Raw genomic sequence first — 15101 nt, forward strand, 5'->3', positions numbered from 1 at the left:
CCGACCGCGCCGGTAGACTCGACGTATGGCAGAGCGATCCTGGTCTTTCTCGAAAGCGTTCCGCAACATCTTCAGCGGTCCCGAACTCATCACCGAGGAGACCTGGGACGACCTCGAGACGGCACTCATCACGGCAGATTTCGGCCCCGACGTCACCGACGCGATCCTCGGGGAACTGCGCGCCGATATCGAGCGGCACCGGGTCACCGAGGTGGCCGAGATGCGTCGCATGCTGCGAGACGTGATCGAAGAGCGTCTCGCGAAGTACGACCCCACCCTCAACCTGTCGGAGCGCCCCGCAGTGATTCTCGTCGTCGGCGTGAACGGGGTCGGCAAGACGACCACGATCGGCAAGTTCGCCAACTATCTCACGGCGTTCGACAAGCGCATTCTCGTCGGTGCCGCTGATACGTTCCGCGCTGCCGCCGTCGAGCAGCTCGCCACCTGGGCGGATCGCGCCGGCGTCGACATCGTGAAGCCTCAGCAGGCCGGGCAAGATCCGGCGTCGGTCGGGTTCCAGACGGTGCAGCGGGCGGTCGAGCAGCAGTACGACATCGCCATTATCGACACCGCCGGCCGGCTGCAGACCAAGGGCGGTCTCATGGATGAGCTGACGAAGGTGCGCCGGGTCATCGAGAAGCAAGCCCCGGTGTCAGAGGTATTGCTCGTGCTCGACGCGACGACCGGGCAGAACGGGCTGGCTCAAGCCGAAGCGTTCATCGAGCACGCCGGCGTCACGGGTCTCGTTCTCACCAAGCTCGACGGCTCCGCGAAGGGCGGCTTCGTGCTCTCCGTGCAGGAGAAGACCGGCCTGCCCGTGAAGCTCGTGGGGCAGGGCGAGGGTATCGGCGATCTGACGGGGTTCACCCCGCACGTGTTCGCCCAGCAACTCGTCGGGTGATCCTTACCAGGGATACCCGTAGCGCGTGACGAACAGCGCCGCCGAGACGAGCGCGAAGAGCAAGAATGTGCCTGCGATCCAGGGGCAGGCCCACCGGCTGGTGGTCGCGGTCGAACGCGTGAGCGCCGGGCGCATGGCAAGTAGGCCGATCACCTGCACGAGCGCCAGGATGCCGTATGAGGGGTCGGCGAAGAGCCACGCCAACGGCACGAAGTGCAGGGCGACGCAGAGCCCGATCCACCATCCGTACCAGCGCGTCGCGCCGCGACGAGCGAGGACGATGCAACCGCCGCCGATGAGCACGGCCTCGGCGAGCACGATGACTCCGAACACCCAGTAGTTGCCCTCGAGTGCACTCGGCGTCGACCAATTGCGCCACACCAGCAGGCCGAATGCGACGGAGACGAGCAAGCCGATGACCGAGCCCGCACCCCACCACCCGCTCAGGCGTTTGGGCGGATCTTCCTGCGACCAGCCGAACCAGCCGCCGGCCATCAGGGCAAGCCACGCGATCGCGGTGGCCTGATCTCGGAGAAACTCGGTCAGCATTGGGGGACTCCTCGTGGATACACGGGTGATGCGTTCAGCGTAACGTCACACCCGTGACCCGCGATAGAATGCTGGGGCTATGGCTACTTTCGGAAACCTCTCGGCTCGACTGACCGAATCCCTCAAGAACCTCCGTTCGAAGGGCAAGCTGTCGGCTTCCGACGTCGACAGCACGGTCCGCGAAATCCGGCGCGCGCTGCTCGAAGCCGACGTAGCGCTCGACGTCGTCAAGGAGTTCACCGGCAAGGTGCGCGAGCGGGCGCTCGGCGATGAGGTGAACCAGGCGCTCAACCCCGCACAGCAGGTTGTGCAGATCGTCAACGAAGAGCTCGTGACGATTCTCGGCGGCGAGCAGCGTCGACTCGAGTTCGCGAAGAACCCGCCGACCATCATCATGCTCGCGGGTCTGCAGGGTGCCGGTAAGACGACGCTCGCCGGCAAGCTGGCCAAGTGGCTGCGTGATCAGGGGCACACGCCGTTGCTCGTCGCCTGCGACCTGCAGCGCCCCAACGCGGTGACCCAGCTCGGCGTCGTAGCCGAGCAGGCGGGTGCCGAAATCTTCGCGCCCGAGCCGGGCAATGGCGTCGGTGATCCGGTGCAGGTCGCAAAGCGCGGCGTCGCCGAAGCGAAGGCGAAGCACCACGACTTCGTCATCATCGATACCGCTGGTCGTCTCGGTGTCGATGCCGAGCTGATGCAGCAGGCCTCCGACATTCGCAAGGCGACGCAGCCCGACGAGGTGCTCTTCGTCATCGACGCGATGATCGGTCAAGACGCCGTCGCGACGGCGCAAGCGTTCCAGGAGGGCGTTGATTTCACCGGTGTCGTGCTGACCAAGCTCGACGGCGATGCGCGCGGTGGTGCGGCGCTGTCGATCCGCAGCGTGACCGGTCGCCCGATCCTGTTCGCCTCGACCGGTGAGGGGCTCGGCGATTTCGAGCCGTTCCACCCCGACCGTATGGCGAGCCGCATCCTCGACCTCGGTGACATTCTCACGCTGATCGAGCAGGCGCAGTCGGCGTTTGACGAAGACGAAGCGCGCAAGGTCGCCGAGAAGATCGCGAAAGACGCGTTCACGCTCGATGACTTCCTCGGTCAGATGCAGCAGCTGCGCAAGGCCGGTTCGCTGAAGAAGATGATGGGCATGCTGCCCGGCATGGGCAAGATGCAGGCCCAGCTCGACAACTTCGATGAGCGCGAGATCGTGCACACCGAGGCGATCATCCAGTCGATGACGAAGGCCGAGCGCGATAACCCGAAGCTGCTCAACGGCTCACGCCGACTGCGCATTGCGAAGGGCTCGGGCATGACCGTGACCGATGTGAACCAGCTCGTGCAGCGGTTCGACCAGGCCGCGAAGATGATGAAGACCGTTGCTCGGGGTGGCGTGCCACAGATTCCGGGCATGGGTCCGATGCCGGGCATGGGTGGCGGCGGTCGCAAGAAGCAGCAGCAGTCCAAGGGCAAGGGGAAACAGCGTTCGGGCAACCCGGCGAAGCGCGCCCAGGAGGCCGCCGGCCTCCCCGCACAGCCGGCAGCGGCTCAGGGCGGCTCGGGCTTCGGGCTCGGCTCGAGCGGCGCGCAGCCGAGTGAGCAAGACCTCGCGAAGCTGCAGCAGATGCTCGGCAAGGGGCTGCGCTAGTCCCTGCGCATGATTGACGAAGCGGGCCGTGGCGGCGCTGGGCGCGGCGACGCACGGCTTGCGATGTTCCGTGCGGAATGGCCGCGGCGCGTGGCGTGGTCGCGTGTGCGTGCAGAGGCTCCCCAAGCGTTTCGGCAGGCGGCACTCGGGGGAGTGCTGATCGCTCCGGCTGTTGCGTGCACGCTGCTCTGGACCTGCCTGGTGCTCGAGATGCCCGTACCTCTGGTGCTTCCGGGATGGTTGGAGGCTCTGCGCGGGCTGTTCACTGTTGCTGGCATGTGGCTCTCGATCATGCTCTGGTTGGCAGCGCTGCTGCTCCTGCGCATGCCTGCAGATACGCGGCGAGGGCTCGCGTTCGCGGAGTTTGCGGAACGTCGGGGGCTGAGATTCGCGCGTTATGGCATCACGCCGCCCGAGCAGGGGGTGCTGTTCGGCGAGGCTGCTGGGACACCCGCGCCACCGTTGCCGCGTCGTCTCGCAGGGCGCGTGTCCGCGCCGGGGTCGGCTGGGGCACGATACCGCTCTGAATTCTGGCTCGCCTCGGAGTCGTCGATGTGGCATCGCCGATCGCGCACCCAGATCGCGGCCCCTGCCGATCTGCAGCTCGGCCTCGCCGTGTTTGCCGGCGGCAAGAATGACCCACGCGGCCCGCTCGGCACATTCCGGTTTGCGAGCTTCCAATCCGCACGCCCGTTGCCGCACCTGTTCATCGACGCGCGTCGCAACGGCCGGGTGCGGGCCGTGCTGCGCGGCGGCCAACAGCTTGAGCTCGAAGGCGATTTCGGTCGGCACTTCGTGCTGCACGTCCCCAGCGGATACGAGCGGGATGCGCTCGAACTGCTCACCCCCGACGTGATGGCGTGCCTCATCGATCTCGGCCGGTTCTGGGATGTCGAGATTGTCGAGGATCGCGTTATCGTCGCGTCCACTCGCGTGCGGCGGCGCTTCGATCGAGCCGAAACCACTGCACTGCTTCGATTTGCCGAGATCTGGGGTGCGGAGCTCGCTCACCAAGTGGCGACCTACAGCGACCCGCGTGCCTCGCGGCCACGGCTCGACATCGACATCGCGGGGCGGCGCCTCCGGCGGCGGTCGGCGGTGTGGAACACCGCCATCGGCGCTGTGGTCGTGGCCGCACTGCTCGCGTTTCCGTGGGTGTTGGGAGCGATTCTCGACTAAAAGTCCAGGTCGTGACGAAAATTGCAAATGCGCCGCGAGTGTGGCAAACTTGACGAGTTCGCGCATCTCGCGCGCCCACGCTTCCGTACCGCCCCGCCGGCAGGTTCGGCGTCGTTCACTTTCATCAAGGAGTCACTCATGGCTGTCAAGATTCGTCTGAAGCGCCTCGGCAAGATCCGCGCACCGTACTACCGCATCGTCGTCGCCGACTCGCGCACCAAGCGCGACGGTCGCGTGATCGAGGAGATCGGCAAATACCACCCGACCGAGCACCCCTCGTTCATCGAGGTCGATTCCGATCGTGCGCAGTACTGGCTGAGCGTCGGCGCACAGCCGACCGAGCAGGTCGCCGCCATCCTGAAGCTCTCGGGCGACTGGGGCAAGTTCACGGGCGAGGGCAACACCGAGTCGCAGATCCTCGCTCCCGAGGCCAAGGCCGTCTTCGAGGCTGACGCTTCGAAGAAGACCGTGCTGCGCCCCAAGGCTGAGAAGCCTGCTGCAGCTCCGGCTGAAGAGGCGACCGAGGCTCCGGCCGAAGAGGCCGCTGCAGAGTCGACCGAGGCGTAATTCTCTTGGCTGAACAGGCGCTCTCCGACGCGCTGGCGCACCTCGTGCGCGGCATCGTCGATCACCCGGATCGCGTGCGCGTCGACGCTCGCGATTCCGGTCGCGGCGACGTGCTCGAGGTGCGTGTGCACCCGAGCGATCTCGGCCGCGTGATCGGCCGCGGCGGGCGCACGGCGTCATCGTTGCGCACGCTGGTCTCGTCGCTCGCCGACGGCGATCGGGTGCGTGTCGACGTCGTCGATACCGACGGTGCCGATTCCGAAACGGAGAGCGGCGCCTGATGGCCAACCCGAATGGGCGTTCGCAGGCTCCCCGTCCCGCTAGCGGGGCGGGGAGTTTGCGCGTTGGCCGCCTCACGAAACCGCACGGTCTCAAGGGTGGCATCAAGCTCGAACTCTTCACCGATAACCCCGAACTGCGCTTCGTGCCCGGGGCCGAGTTTCACCTGCAGGTGCCGGCCGAATCCGAATGGTTCGGTCGCACCATCACGCTCCGCGAGCTGCGCTGGTTCAACGATTCACCGGTCGGGTTCTTTGCGGAGGTCGGCGACCGCACCGCGGCCGAAAGCATTGTCCGCGCGATTCTCTGGATCGATGAGCAGGCGGTCGAAGCCGGCGAAGAAGAGAATGCGTGGTATCACCACCAGCTCGTCGGCCTCGATGTCGTGCGCGACGCACCCGGAGCCGATGAGCCGCCGGTCAAGCTCGGCGTCGTCAGCGAGATCCAGCATTTGCCCGCGCAAGACCTGCTGGTCGTGAAGACGGAAGACGGCACGGTGCTCGTGCCGTTCGTCGAGGCGATCGTGCCCTCCGTCGATATTGCCGCCGGAGTGGTGCGGGTCACCCCGCCGCCGGGGTTGTTCGACGCGTCCGAGGCTGAGGACGCACGGTGAAGATCGACGTCGTCTCCATTTTTCCGGGGTACTTCGACGCGCTCGAGCTGTCGCTTCTGGGCAAGGCGCGACAGCGAGGGCTCATCGACCTGCGAGTGCACGACCTGCGCGAGTCCGCGCACGACAAGCACCGCACGGTCGATGACACCCCGACTGGGGGTGGCGCCGGCATGGTCATGAAGCCGGAACCCTGGGGTGCAGCACTCGATGCCGTACTCACGGCTGACGACGCCGGTGATGATCCGCTCGTGATCTTCCCATCGCCTGCGGGTGACGTCTTTACGCAGGCGATGGCGCGAGAGCTCGCAGATGAATCGCATCTCGTCTTCGGCTGCGGCCGCTACGAGGGAATCGATCAGCGCGTGTTCGACGAATACGCGTCACGCGGTCGCGTGCGTCTCGTGAGTATCGGCGATTACGTGCTCAACGGGGGCGAGGTGGCGACGATCGCCATGATCGAAGCCATCGGGCGCCTCGTGCCGGGAGTCGTCGGCAACCCCGAGAGCCTCGTCGAGGAGTCGCACGAAGAAGACGGGTTGCTCGAGTACCCCAGCTACACGAAGCCGGCGACCTGGCGCGATCGTGCGGTGCCCGAAGTACTGCTCAGCGGTAACCACGCGGCGATCACGCAGTGGCGCCAGGAGCAGCGCGTGGAACGCACGCGCCGGGTGCGCCCTGAGTTGCTGCCCCGGGCCTTGCGCGGGGATACGCGCGGTCGTCACGCCGCAGACGACTAGCCCAGTCGCACTAGGCTGGACGCATGCGTGATGTGCTCTCAGCCGTCGTCGGAAAGACGGTACGACAGATCGCCCGCCTGCGCGGCGGCGGCTCTGCACTGCCCGGCCTGGTGATCGAGAAGATCGACCCCGGCTTCCTCGGGAGGGTGCTGGGCAGGTTGCCGTACGGTGTGGTGGCGATCAGCGGTACGAATGGCAAGACGACCACGACGAAGATGGTCGTCGAGCTGTTGGAAGCACGCGGGCTTCGGGTGTTCACGAACCGCACCGGATCGAATTTCTCCCGCGGTGTCGTTGCTGCGGCGATCCAGGAGGGCGATGTGCGGGGGCGCCTCGACGCCGATATCGCCGTGCTCGAACTCGATGAGGCGCACGCCATGTACTTCATCGATCGCGTACCGCCCCGGTTCACGCTCCTCCTCAACGTGCTGCGCGATCAGCTCGACCGCTTCGGCGAGATCGACACGACGGCCAAGCTGCTCGAGCGCATCGCAGATGCGACCACCGAGGGGTTGGTCGTGAACCGGGAGGATCGCCTGGTCGCCGCGATCGGTGAGCGCACGCGGGCCCGCGCCGGCGTCGCAACGGAGTTCAGCGGCGGCGCGTCGATCGATGTGCGTGAATTCGGGCTCTCGAACGACCTGCTCGCCACGTTCCCGAGCGACGATGACTTCCATACGACTGCTGCCGGTTCGGCCGAGGGTGCGGAGGTGCGCGAGCCAGCCGACGTGACGCTCCTCGAAGTCGGTGACCACGAAGCCCTGTTCTCGATCGATGGGGAGCACCTGCGCACCACGCTTCGCCTCGAAGGGCTCTACAACACTTTCAACGCCGCGTCAGCACTCGCACTGGTGCGTCAGATCATCGATGCCGGCCCGATCGATTCCGCAGCCGCTCCGCAGGCCGCGACTGCGACGAGTGCAGAACTCGTCACCGCGCTCGCCGAGATTCGCCCCGCCTTCGGTCGGGGTGAGCAGCTCGAACTCGACGGGCAGCCCCTCGAGCTCGTACTCGTGAAGAACCCCGCCGGGTTCCGACTCGGCCTTGCGTCGTTCGAGGCGACCGGGGTCGCCGCGATGATCGCGATCAACGACCAGTATGCCGACGGGCGAGATATGTCGTGGCTCTGGGACGTCGACTTCACTTCGCTTTCGGCGGCCGGCGTCGACACCGTCTCGGGCACGCGCGCCTGGGACATGACACTTCGGCTCGAGCACGATGACGTGCCGGTCGCACGCGTCGACGAAGATTTGCGCGCGGCGCTTGCCGCGTTCCGGGCGCACACGACGGGTCGACCTCGGCGCATCTACTGCACCTATACCGCGATGCTCGAACTGCGTCGTGCGCTTGCCGAACTGACGGATGTGGAGGATGTCTGGTGACCGATCGCGAACTCACCATTGTGTCGCTGTACCCGCGCGACATGAACATCTACGGCGACCGGGGCAACGTCCTCGCACTCACTCGTCGGGCGACCGCGCAGGGATTCAGCCCTCGGGTGGTCGAGGTGAATCCCGGTGACCCGATGCCCGAGTCGGTCGATATCGTCGTCGGGGGCGGCGGGCAGGATTCGGGTCAGGGCCGTGTTGCGCTCGATCTGGGCGTGCGCGCCGATGAGATTCGGGCGCTTGCTGCCGACGGGGTGCCGATGCTCATGATCTGCGGCCTCTACCAGCTCTTCGGGCACCGTTTCGTGACGCACCAGGGCGAGGAGCTCACCGGCATCGGGGTGCTAGACGTCGAGACGCTCGGCGGCACCGAGCGAATGATCGGCAACATCGTGCTCGACACCTCCGAGTTCGGCGAGATCATCGGATACGAGAACCACAGCGGCGCGACGACGCTCGGCCCGGGGTCGCAGCCGCTCGGTCGCGTGGTGCAGGGCGCGGGGAATGCGCCAGGCGCCGGTTTCGAGGGCGCCCGCACGGGCAATGTCATCGGAAGCTACCTGCACGGTTCGTTGCTTCCGAAGAACCCGGCGCTCAGCGACTTCCTGATCGGTGAAGCGGCGCGCCGACGCTACGGAACGTTCACCCCCGTTGCTGCCGACAGTGACCTCGTGCGCAACGCGCGTGCGAGCGCGAAGAAGCGCCCGCGCTAGTCAGTCGACTGCGGTACGGTACTGCCCGCGGGGGTGTCATTGCCGCGATGACACGCCCGAATGATGCGACGAAACATTTCTGGACGAGTCCGGGAATATTCGTTTGCATGTAATAGTTGTGTTCAGCAGTACCTCGCACGACCAACGAAAGGCACGTCATGAGCATTACCGCAGAGCAGATCCCCGGCTACCGCGTCGGAACCTGGAACATCGACCCCACGCACTCAGAGGTGGGCTTCTCCGTGCGCCACCTCGCGATCAGCAAGGTCAAGGGCAAGTTCGAGTCGTTCGAGGCGACCTTCACCACCGGTGAGAACCCGCTCGACTCCACCGTGACCGCGAGCGCCGACGTGGCTTCGGTGAACACGAACGAGAAGAACCGCGATGGCCACCTCGCGACCGGCGACTTCTTCGCGGCCGACGAGTTCCCGAAGCTCACCTTCGTGTCGACGGGCGCGCGCGAGGAGAACGGCGACTTCTTCGTGGACGGCGATCTCACGCTGCGCGGCGTGACCAAGCCGGTCACCTTCGCCTTCGAGTTCGGCGGCTTCGGTGAGGACGCGTACGGCAACTACAAGGCGGGCTTCACCGCGACCACGGTCGTGAAGCGCGAAGATTTCGGCCTCACCTGGAATGCTCCGCTCGAGAAGGGCGGCCTGCTGCTCGGCTCCGACGTCACCATCACGCTCGACGTGCAGGCGGCGCTCGCCCAGTAATCGTGCGCCCACGGGCGACCAGAGCGATTGGGGTAGCTTCGGACGGGTGCGCGCCGCGAAAGCGGCTGCGCCACTGGTCCGAAGTTACCCCAATCGGCGTTTTGCGCGGTGCGGCGGCGGTGCGGCCGGGCGTTTTGGGCAGTGCGGCGCCGCGGCACTGCGGCGGCGCCGTGTCGCCGCGTCAGTCGAGCTCGCCGGTGATGCGACCGCGTACGCGTCGCAAATCCTCCATCAGCGAGCCGATGAGCACCCAGTGCTCCGGGTTCGGTCGAGGGATCGTGAACGGCGTCGTCAACGCGGGCGGCTCCGCGTGCGTCGAATCAGCCGTCTCAGGCGCGGCGACGAGCAGCTCGAGGTCGTGCGCCGCGCGGCGCATCTCTTCTGCCATGCCGATGACCGATGGATCGTCGACGAGGTCGGCGGAGTAGTTGTCGGCGAGCGCGCGGGCCATGCCGATGACCTGTGTGACGATGCGCTGCAGTCGCTGAAACTGGTCATCGTCGATTGCCAGGCCTTCGCGATACCGGCGGCTTCGCGGGTTGAAGCGCAGGCTCTCGCGCGCCTGGCGCAGCAGCGCGTGCACGCGGGTCCGCTCGTCTTGGAGCCCGCGCGCCTCGGCAAGCATCTCTGCGAGCCACGCGGCGTCACGCGGCTCTTCCAGCGCATCTGCGATGCGGCGAAGCACCGCCGCGGAGTGCTGCGTGAGATCGACGATCGCGAGGTGCACGGACGTCGTGCGCACGGGTGCAACGATCAGCGCATTGAGCAGCACGCCGATTGCTGCACCGATGGCAGTCTCGATGAGTCGTTCGGCGCCGTAGTGCAGCTTGATGCCCCCGAGCGCGATCATGAGCAGTGCGCTGATCGCCACCTGATTCGCCGCCGACGGGGTCATGCGCAGCAGCCAGCCCACGCCCATCGCGACGATGATGGCCGCGATGAAGAGCCACGACTGCGGACCGAACAGAGCGCCGGCACCGATTGCGACGGAGACCCCGACGAATACGCCGATGACGCGCTCCAGACCGCGGGTGAGCGACTGATCCACGTTGTCTTGCATCACGATCAGTGCCGCGATCGCGCCAAAGATCGGGAGCTGTTCGGGGAAGATCGCGAGGCACACGAACCAGGTCAGAATCGCTGCCGCCGCGCCCTTCGCGAGCTGCCACCATGCCGGTCGTACGGAGACGGTGAACCGGCCGGTGAGGTCACGGTTGAACCGTCGCCACGGGCGGGTGACCGGGCTCGTCACAGGAGATCCAGCTTGCGCAGCTCCTCGCGCAGTGTGGCGCCATCGGGGCCGTACACCCACGGCACACCGCTCGTGCTGCGGTGCAGTCGCGCCTTCGACCGGCCACCGGCGAGCACGGCTTCGCCCACGGAGAGCTGGCGGATGAGCACCGCGGCTACGCTCTCGGGGTGCGCCATGGCGAACTCGTGGTACAGCGTCTCGTCGTGCTGGCCGTCGTCGCCGATCAGTACCCATTTCACGCCGGGGAACTCGCGCGCGATGCGCCGAAGTTCGCGGCTCTTGTGCTCGCGGCCGCTGCGGAACCAGCGGTCGTGAGTCGGACCCCAGTCGGTCAGCAGCAGCGGACCCATCGGGTAGAGGTTGCGCGCGAGGAAGCGGCTGAGTGCCGGGGCCGCATTCCAGGCGCCTGTCGACAGGTACATGACGGGGGAGCCCGGATGCTCGGCGACGAGGTGATCGAGCATGACGGCCATGCCGGGAGTGGCGGATCGCGCGTGCTCGTCGAGCACGAAACTGTTCCAGGCGGCCACGAACGGTCGGGGCAATGCCGTGATGAGGATCGTGTCGTCGATGTCGGAGATGACGCCCAGCCGGGCGTCGGGGGTCACGACATTGACCGGGGCGTCGGCCGCTTCGCTGTCGCCGGCCTGCAGCGTGACGGTGTGCCAGCCGGGTTCGAGGCGCACCGGAACCATCGCATCGATGACGCCGCCGCGATCTGCGATCACCTCGGTCACCGGCTTGCCGTCGATGAGCACGCGAACCGGCTGATGCGGCACTGACAAGCTCGTGAAGGTGCGCCAGCCGCGCACGCGAGAGACCTCGGCCACGTCGGGCCGGAAGCGCGTGTGCTCGCGGCTTTCGGGCCGCAGATACAGCACGCGGCCGAGTACGCGCACCCACTCTGTCGTGCCGTAGCCGATGTACGGGATCACCGAAGGCTTCTTGCCCCGGGAGATCGCGCGACGTGCGCGCCGCACGTGGAGCCAGTCTTCCAAACGAGCCGCGAAGCGGGGTCGGTGGTCGGGCTGCACGGGCGAAGTCACCGTGCCAGTCTAGGGCGTGGGGTCGTCGTGAAGCTTAGCGTCCACGTCGAGGTGCCGTTGCTCGCGCTTCAGGAACCAGCGCTTGACGAGCCAGACGGAGATGGCGACGACCACGGCGAACCCGGCGAAGATGAAGCCCGCGCCTTTCACCTGACCGGCAAGTTGGTCGAAGCCCGCAGCGGCACCGGAGCCGAGCGATACGACGATCAGTGCCCAGACGACGCTGGCCGACGCGGTCCACGGGAGGAAGCGGCGGTATCGCATGCCCGCCATCCCTGCGGTGAGTGGAATGAGCGAGTGCAACACGGGGAGGAACCGTGACAGGAACACGGCGACGCCCCCGCGTTCGCCGAGATAGTGCTCGGCGATGCGCCAGTTGCGCTCGCCGAGCTTGCGCCCGGCCCGGCTCGCACGGATGCGCGGCCCGGCCCAACGACCGAGGAAGAAGCCGATGCTCTCGCCGCCGATGGCGCCGAGGACGAGAGCGATGACGAGCCAGACGAACTGCGGCGTCGAGGTGACGCCGACCGACGCGACGAGTGCGATGGTGTCGCCGGGCACGATGAGCCCGACGAAGACCGACGTTTCGAGCAGCATGCCGACTCCGGCGAGCAGCGTGCGCAGCACCGGATCGAGGTCGCGGATCCACTCGATGAGCGTGCTGAGGAAGTCGGTCACGCCCCAGAGTGTAGCGATCCGGCCCGAAAAACTGACCGGTGCGGCACGCCAGATGTCGCGTGCGAAACCCGATATGTGCGACCTCACTCGGCGTCGAGAGATATTCCGTTCGACCCCGAGTGAAATATGCTTCGACGCCAAACCAAACTCGCAGCAAACTCACAGACTCGGTAGAATCGAGTCAGTCGGCATCCCGCCGATGGCTCCGGCGAGAATGACATCTCGTGGCGGATCTCACTAAGGGAGTGCATCTCTGAGTGAGGTGCGCGCTCTGTGTTCAGGAGCGTGAAATGAACGAGTTCCTCGATCCGTTGACCCTGTCCAGGTGGCAGTTCGGGTTGACAACGCTGTACCACTTCATCTTCGTGCCGCTCACGATCGGCATGTGCCTGCTCGTTGCGATTCTGCAGACGGTGTGGGTGAAGACCGGCAAAGTGAAGTACCTGCGGCTCACGCGGTTGTTCGGCAAAATCTTCCTCATCAACTTTGCGATGGGCGTCGTCACCGGCATCGTGCAGGAGTTCCAGTTCGGCATGAACTGGTCGAACTACTCCCGCTTCGTTGGCGACATTTTCGGTGCACCGCTCGCGATGGAGGGCCTCATCGCCTTCTTCTTCGAAGCCACCTTCATCGGCCTCTGGATCTTCGGCTGGGACAAGCTGCCGAAGAAGATCCACGTCATGACCATCTGGTTCGTCTGGCTCGGCACCGTCGCCTCGGCCTACTTCATCCTCGCGGCGAATGCGTTCATGCAGAACCCCGAGGGCTTCACGATCAACGAGGAGCGCGGTCGCGCCGAGCTCGAGAGCATCGGTGCCGTACTCACCAACCCGGTCGCGGTGACGCAGTTCCCGCACACCATCTTCGCCGCGGTCATGTTCGCCGGCGTGGTCATCGTGTCGACGGCCGCCTGGCATCTGCGTCGCGGGCAGCACGTCGAGGAGATGCGCACGGCGCTGCGCTTCGGTGCGTGGACGAACATCATCGCGTTCATGGGGGTGGGCCTCACCGGCCACTCGCTCGGCATGGTGATGACGGAGACCCAGCCGATGAAGATGGCCGCGGCCGAGGCCCTCTACAACAACGCCTCGGGTGCCGACGCCTCGTTCTCGATCTTCAGCCTCGGTACGCCCGACGGTGCTCATGAGATCTTCTCGATCCGTGTGCCGTACCTGCTGTCGTTCCTCTCGAACGGTACATTCAACGGTTCCGTCGAGGGCATCCGCGATCTGCAGGCCGAGTTCACTGCGCAGTACTGCGGCGCGGATTCGCTGCTCACCTGCCCGAGCGATGGCCAGTTCGCTCCCATCATCTGGGTCACCTACTGGGCGTTCCGCTGGATGATCGGCCTCGGGGCACTCGCGGCGCTCGTCTCCGCGGTCGGGCTCTGGATCACCCGGAAGAACGCGGAACTGCCCGATTGGGTGTGGCGAGTCGCCATCTGGACCGCGCCGCTGCCGATGCTCGCGTCGCTGGTGGGATGGATCTTCACGGAAATGGGCCGTCAGCCCTGGATCGTCTTCGGAGTGATGACGACGGAACAGGGCGTGTCACCGGGGGTTCCCGGATGGGCGATTCTCATCTCGCTCATCGTGTTCACCGTGGTCTACGGATCGCTCGCCGTGGTCGAGTTCAAGCTGATCACGCGGGCCGCCAAAGAAGGGCCGCCGGAGATCGCACTGGGCGATACGACCGACGGCGGATCAGGCGAACCCGACCATCAGCAGCTCGCGACGGTCTACTAGGAGACGGACATGGAACTCACCACACTCTGGTTCTTCATCGTCGGCGCGATGCTGATCGGGTACTTCGTGCTCGACGGGTTCGACTTCGGCGTCGGCATGTCGTTGCCGTTCCTCGGGAAAGACAACACCGACCGTCGACTCATCATCAACACCATCGGCCCGGTCTGGGACCTCAACGAAACCTGGCTGATCGTCGCCGGCGCTTCGCTGTTCGCCGCGTTCCCCGAGTGGTACGCCACCATGTTCTCGGGGTTCTACCTGGCACTGCTGGTGATCCTCGTCGCCCTGATTCTGCGCGGGGTGTCGTTCGAATACCGGCACCTCGGCAAGGGGCAGCAGTGGACCCGCTGGTTCGATCAGTTCATCTTCTGGGGCTCCGTCATCCCTCCGCTGCTCTGGGGCGTCGCGTTCGCGAACCTCGCGCAAGGGTTGCCGATTGCCCCGATGGAGAACGGCGGATGGCTCTATGAGGGCACGCTGCTGACGCTGCTCAACCCGTACGGACTGCTCGGCGGGTTGACGATGCTGCTCATCACGTTCACCCACGGGCTGGTCTTCGTGTCGCTGAAAACGGCGGGCGAGATGCGCGAACACGCGCGGGCGCTCGCCACGAAGGTCGGCGTCGCGGCGATCGCCACCGGTGCCGCCTTCCTGGTCTGGACGGTGCTGCAGCACCTCGACAGCCCGTGGCTCTGGGCCATCGTGGCGAGTGCGGTCGTCGCCGCCGTCGCCCTGATCGGCGGATGGATGGCGAATGTGCTGGGCCGCGAGGGCTGGGCGTTCACCGGCAACGCGGTGGCGATCGCCTTCGCACTTCTCGCGATCTTCATGTCGATGTTCCCGAACCTCATGGCATCGAGCATCGATCCCGCCTACTCCATGACGGTGGCCGGGGGAGCGAGTTCGCAGAAGACCCTGGAGCTCATGACCTGGGTCGCGGTCTTCACACTGCCGCTCGTGCTCGCGTATCAGACGTGGACCTACTGGGTCTTCCGGAAGCGCTTGACCCGCGACGCGATCCCTGCGGGCGCGCACTGATGCCGGTGGTCCGGGGTTTCATCTGATGTGAAGCCCCGGGCTCCCGTAGACTGCCTCG

General features: G+C 66.2%; 16 protein-coding genes. 12 read left to right on the forward strand and 4 right to left on the reverse strand.

The window, feature by feature from the left end:
• The first annotated feature begins 25 nt into the window (after nt 1-25).
• Nucleotides 26-901: a signal recognition particle-docking protein FtsY gene (gene ftsY / locus AMS67_RS16200; RefSeq protein ID WP_053353212.1), complete on the forward strand. Its 876-nt coding sequence runs from the start codon at nt 26-28 to the stop codon at nt 899-901.
• Nucleotides 902-904: 3 nt separating this feature from the next.
• Here the strand turns inward: ftsY and AMS67_RS16205 are convergent, their stop codons facing one another.
• The gene (locus AMS67_RS16205) at nt 905-1450 is read right to left on the reverse strand and encodes a hypothetical protein (protein WP_053388252.1); all 546 of its coding nucleotides are present in this window, start codon (nt 1448-1450) and stop codon (nt 905-907) included.
• Nucleotides 1451-1529: 79 nt separating this feature from the next.
• On the opposite strand from AMS67_RS16205, the gene ffh reads away from it, so the two are divergent.
• From ffh to AMS67_RS16250, 9 genes are all read left to right on the forward strand, one after another.
• Nucleotides 1530-3092 carry a signal recognition particle protein gene (gene ffh, locus AMS67_RS16210; RefSeq protein ID WP_053388253.1) on the forward strand — a complete coding sequence of 521 codons (1563 nt, stop codon included), beginning with the start codon at nt 1530-1532 and terminating at the stop codon, nt 3090-3092.
• Between the two features lie 9 nt (nt 3093-3101).
• Nucleotides 3102-4271 (forward strand): hypothetical protein, encoded by a 1170-nt coding sequence (locus AMS67_RS16215; RefSeq protein WP_053388254.1) that lies wholly within the window; start codon nt 3102-3104, stop codon nt 4269-4271.
• A gap of 138 nt (nt 4272-4409) precedes the next feature.
• Nucleotides 4410-4838, forward strand: coding sequence for a 30S ribosomal protein S16 (rpsP, locus tag AMS67_RS16220; RefSeq protein WP_053388360.1), 429 nt, complete (start codon nt 4410-4412; stop codon nt 4836-4838).
• A 5-nt stretch (nt 4839-4843) separates the two neighbouring features.
• On the forward strand, nt 4844-5119 hold the full coding sequence (locus tag AMS67_RS16225) for an RNA-binding protein (protein ID WP_053353208.1): 276 nt from the start codon (nt 4844-4846) through the stop codon (nt 5117-5119).
• Nucleotides 5119-5730 carry a ribosome maturation factor RimM gene (rimM, locus tag AMS67_RS16230; protein ID WP_053353207.1) on the forward strand — a complete coding sequence of 204 codons (612 nt, stop codon included), beginning with the start codon at nt 5119-5121 and terminating at the stop codon, nt 5728-5730. The genes AMS67_RS16225 and rimM overlap by 1 nt, the downstream gene beginning before the upstream one ends.
• Complete coding sequence (trmD, locus tag AMS67_RS16235; RefSeq protein ID WP_053388255.1) at nt 5727-6467, forward strand: tRNA (guanosine(37)-N1)-methyltransferase TrmD; 741 nt, start codon at nt 5727-5729, stop codon at nt 6465-6467. The genes rimM and trmD overlap by 4 nt, the downstream gene beginning before the upstream one ends.
• 23 nt (nt 6468-6490) lie before the next feature.
• Nucleotides 6491-7849 (forward strand): Mur ligase family protein, encoded by a 1359-nt coding sequence (locus AMS67_RS16240; RefSeq protein ID WP_053388256.1) that lies wholly within the window; start codon nt 6491-6493, stop codon nt 7847-7849.
• On the forward strand, nt 7846-8568 hold the full coding sequence (locus tag AMS67_RS16245) for a type 1 glutamine amidotransferase (protein WP_053388257.1): 723 nt from the start codon (nt 7846-7848) through the stop codon (nt 8566-8568). The genes AMS67_RS16240 and AMS67_RS16245 overlap by 4 nt, the downstream gene beginning before the upstream one ends.
• Before the next feature lie 158 nt (nt 8569-8726).
• Nucleotides 8727-9284: a YceI family protein gene (locus AMS67_RS16250; protein ID WP_053353203.1), complete on the forward strand. Its 558-nt coding sequence runs from the start codon at nt 8727-8729 to the stop codon at nt 9282-9284.
• Nucleotides 9285-9465: 181 nt separating this feature from the next.
• On the opposite strand, the gene AMS67_RS16255 is transcribed toward AMS67_RS16250, so the two are convergent.
• The 3 genes from AMS67_RS16255 to AMS67_RS16265 are packed head-to-tail and all read right to left on the reverse strand — an operon-like array spanning nt 9466 to nt 12260.
• A complete protein-coding gene (locus tag AMS67_RS16255; protein ID WP_053388258.1) occupies nt 9466-10536 on the reverse strand; it encodes an FUSC family protein in 1071 nt (356 codons plus the stop codon).
• Complete coding sequence (locus tag AMS67_RS16260) at nt 10533-11582, reverse strand: App1 family protein phosphatidate phosphatase (RefSeq protein ID WP_053353201.1); 1050 nt, start codon at nt 11580-11582, stop codon at nt 10533-10535. Before AMS67_RS16260 ends, AMS67_RS16255 begins: the two co-directional genes overlap by 4 nt.
• Nucleotides 11583-11591: 9 nt before the next feature.
• The gene (locus tag AMS67_RS16265) at nt 11592-12260 is read right to left on the reverse strand and encodes a DedA family protein (RefSeq protein WP_053353593.1); all 669 of its coding nucleotides are present in this window, start codon (nt 12258-12260) and stop codon (nt 11592-11594) included.
• A gap of 290 nt (nt 12261-12550) precedes the next feature.
• Between AMS67_RS16265 and AMS67_RS16270 the strand changes: the two genes are divergently transcribed.
• Nucleotides 12551-14005 carry a cytochrome ubiquinol oxidase subunit I gene (locus AMS67_RS16270; RefSeq protein ID WP_053388259.1) on the forward strand — a complete coding sequence of 485 codons (1455 nt, stop codon included), beginning with the start codon at nt 12551-12553 and terminating at the stop codon, nt 14003-14005.
• Nucleotides 14006-14014: 9 nt separating this feature from the next.
• A complete protein-coding gene (gene cydB / locus AMS67_RS16275; protein ID WP_053388260.1) occupies nt 14015-15043 on the forward strand; it encodes a cytochrome d ubiquinol oxidase subunit II in 1029 nt (342 codons plus the stop codon).
• The last annotated feature ends 58 nt before the right edge of the window (nt 15044-15101 follow it).

The organism is Leucobacter japonicus (genome assembly GCF_001273855.1).
GTDB classification, from domain to species: Bacteria; Actinomycetota; Actinomycetes; order Actinomycetales; family Microbacteriaceae; genus Leucobacter; species Leucobacter japonicus.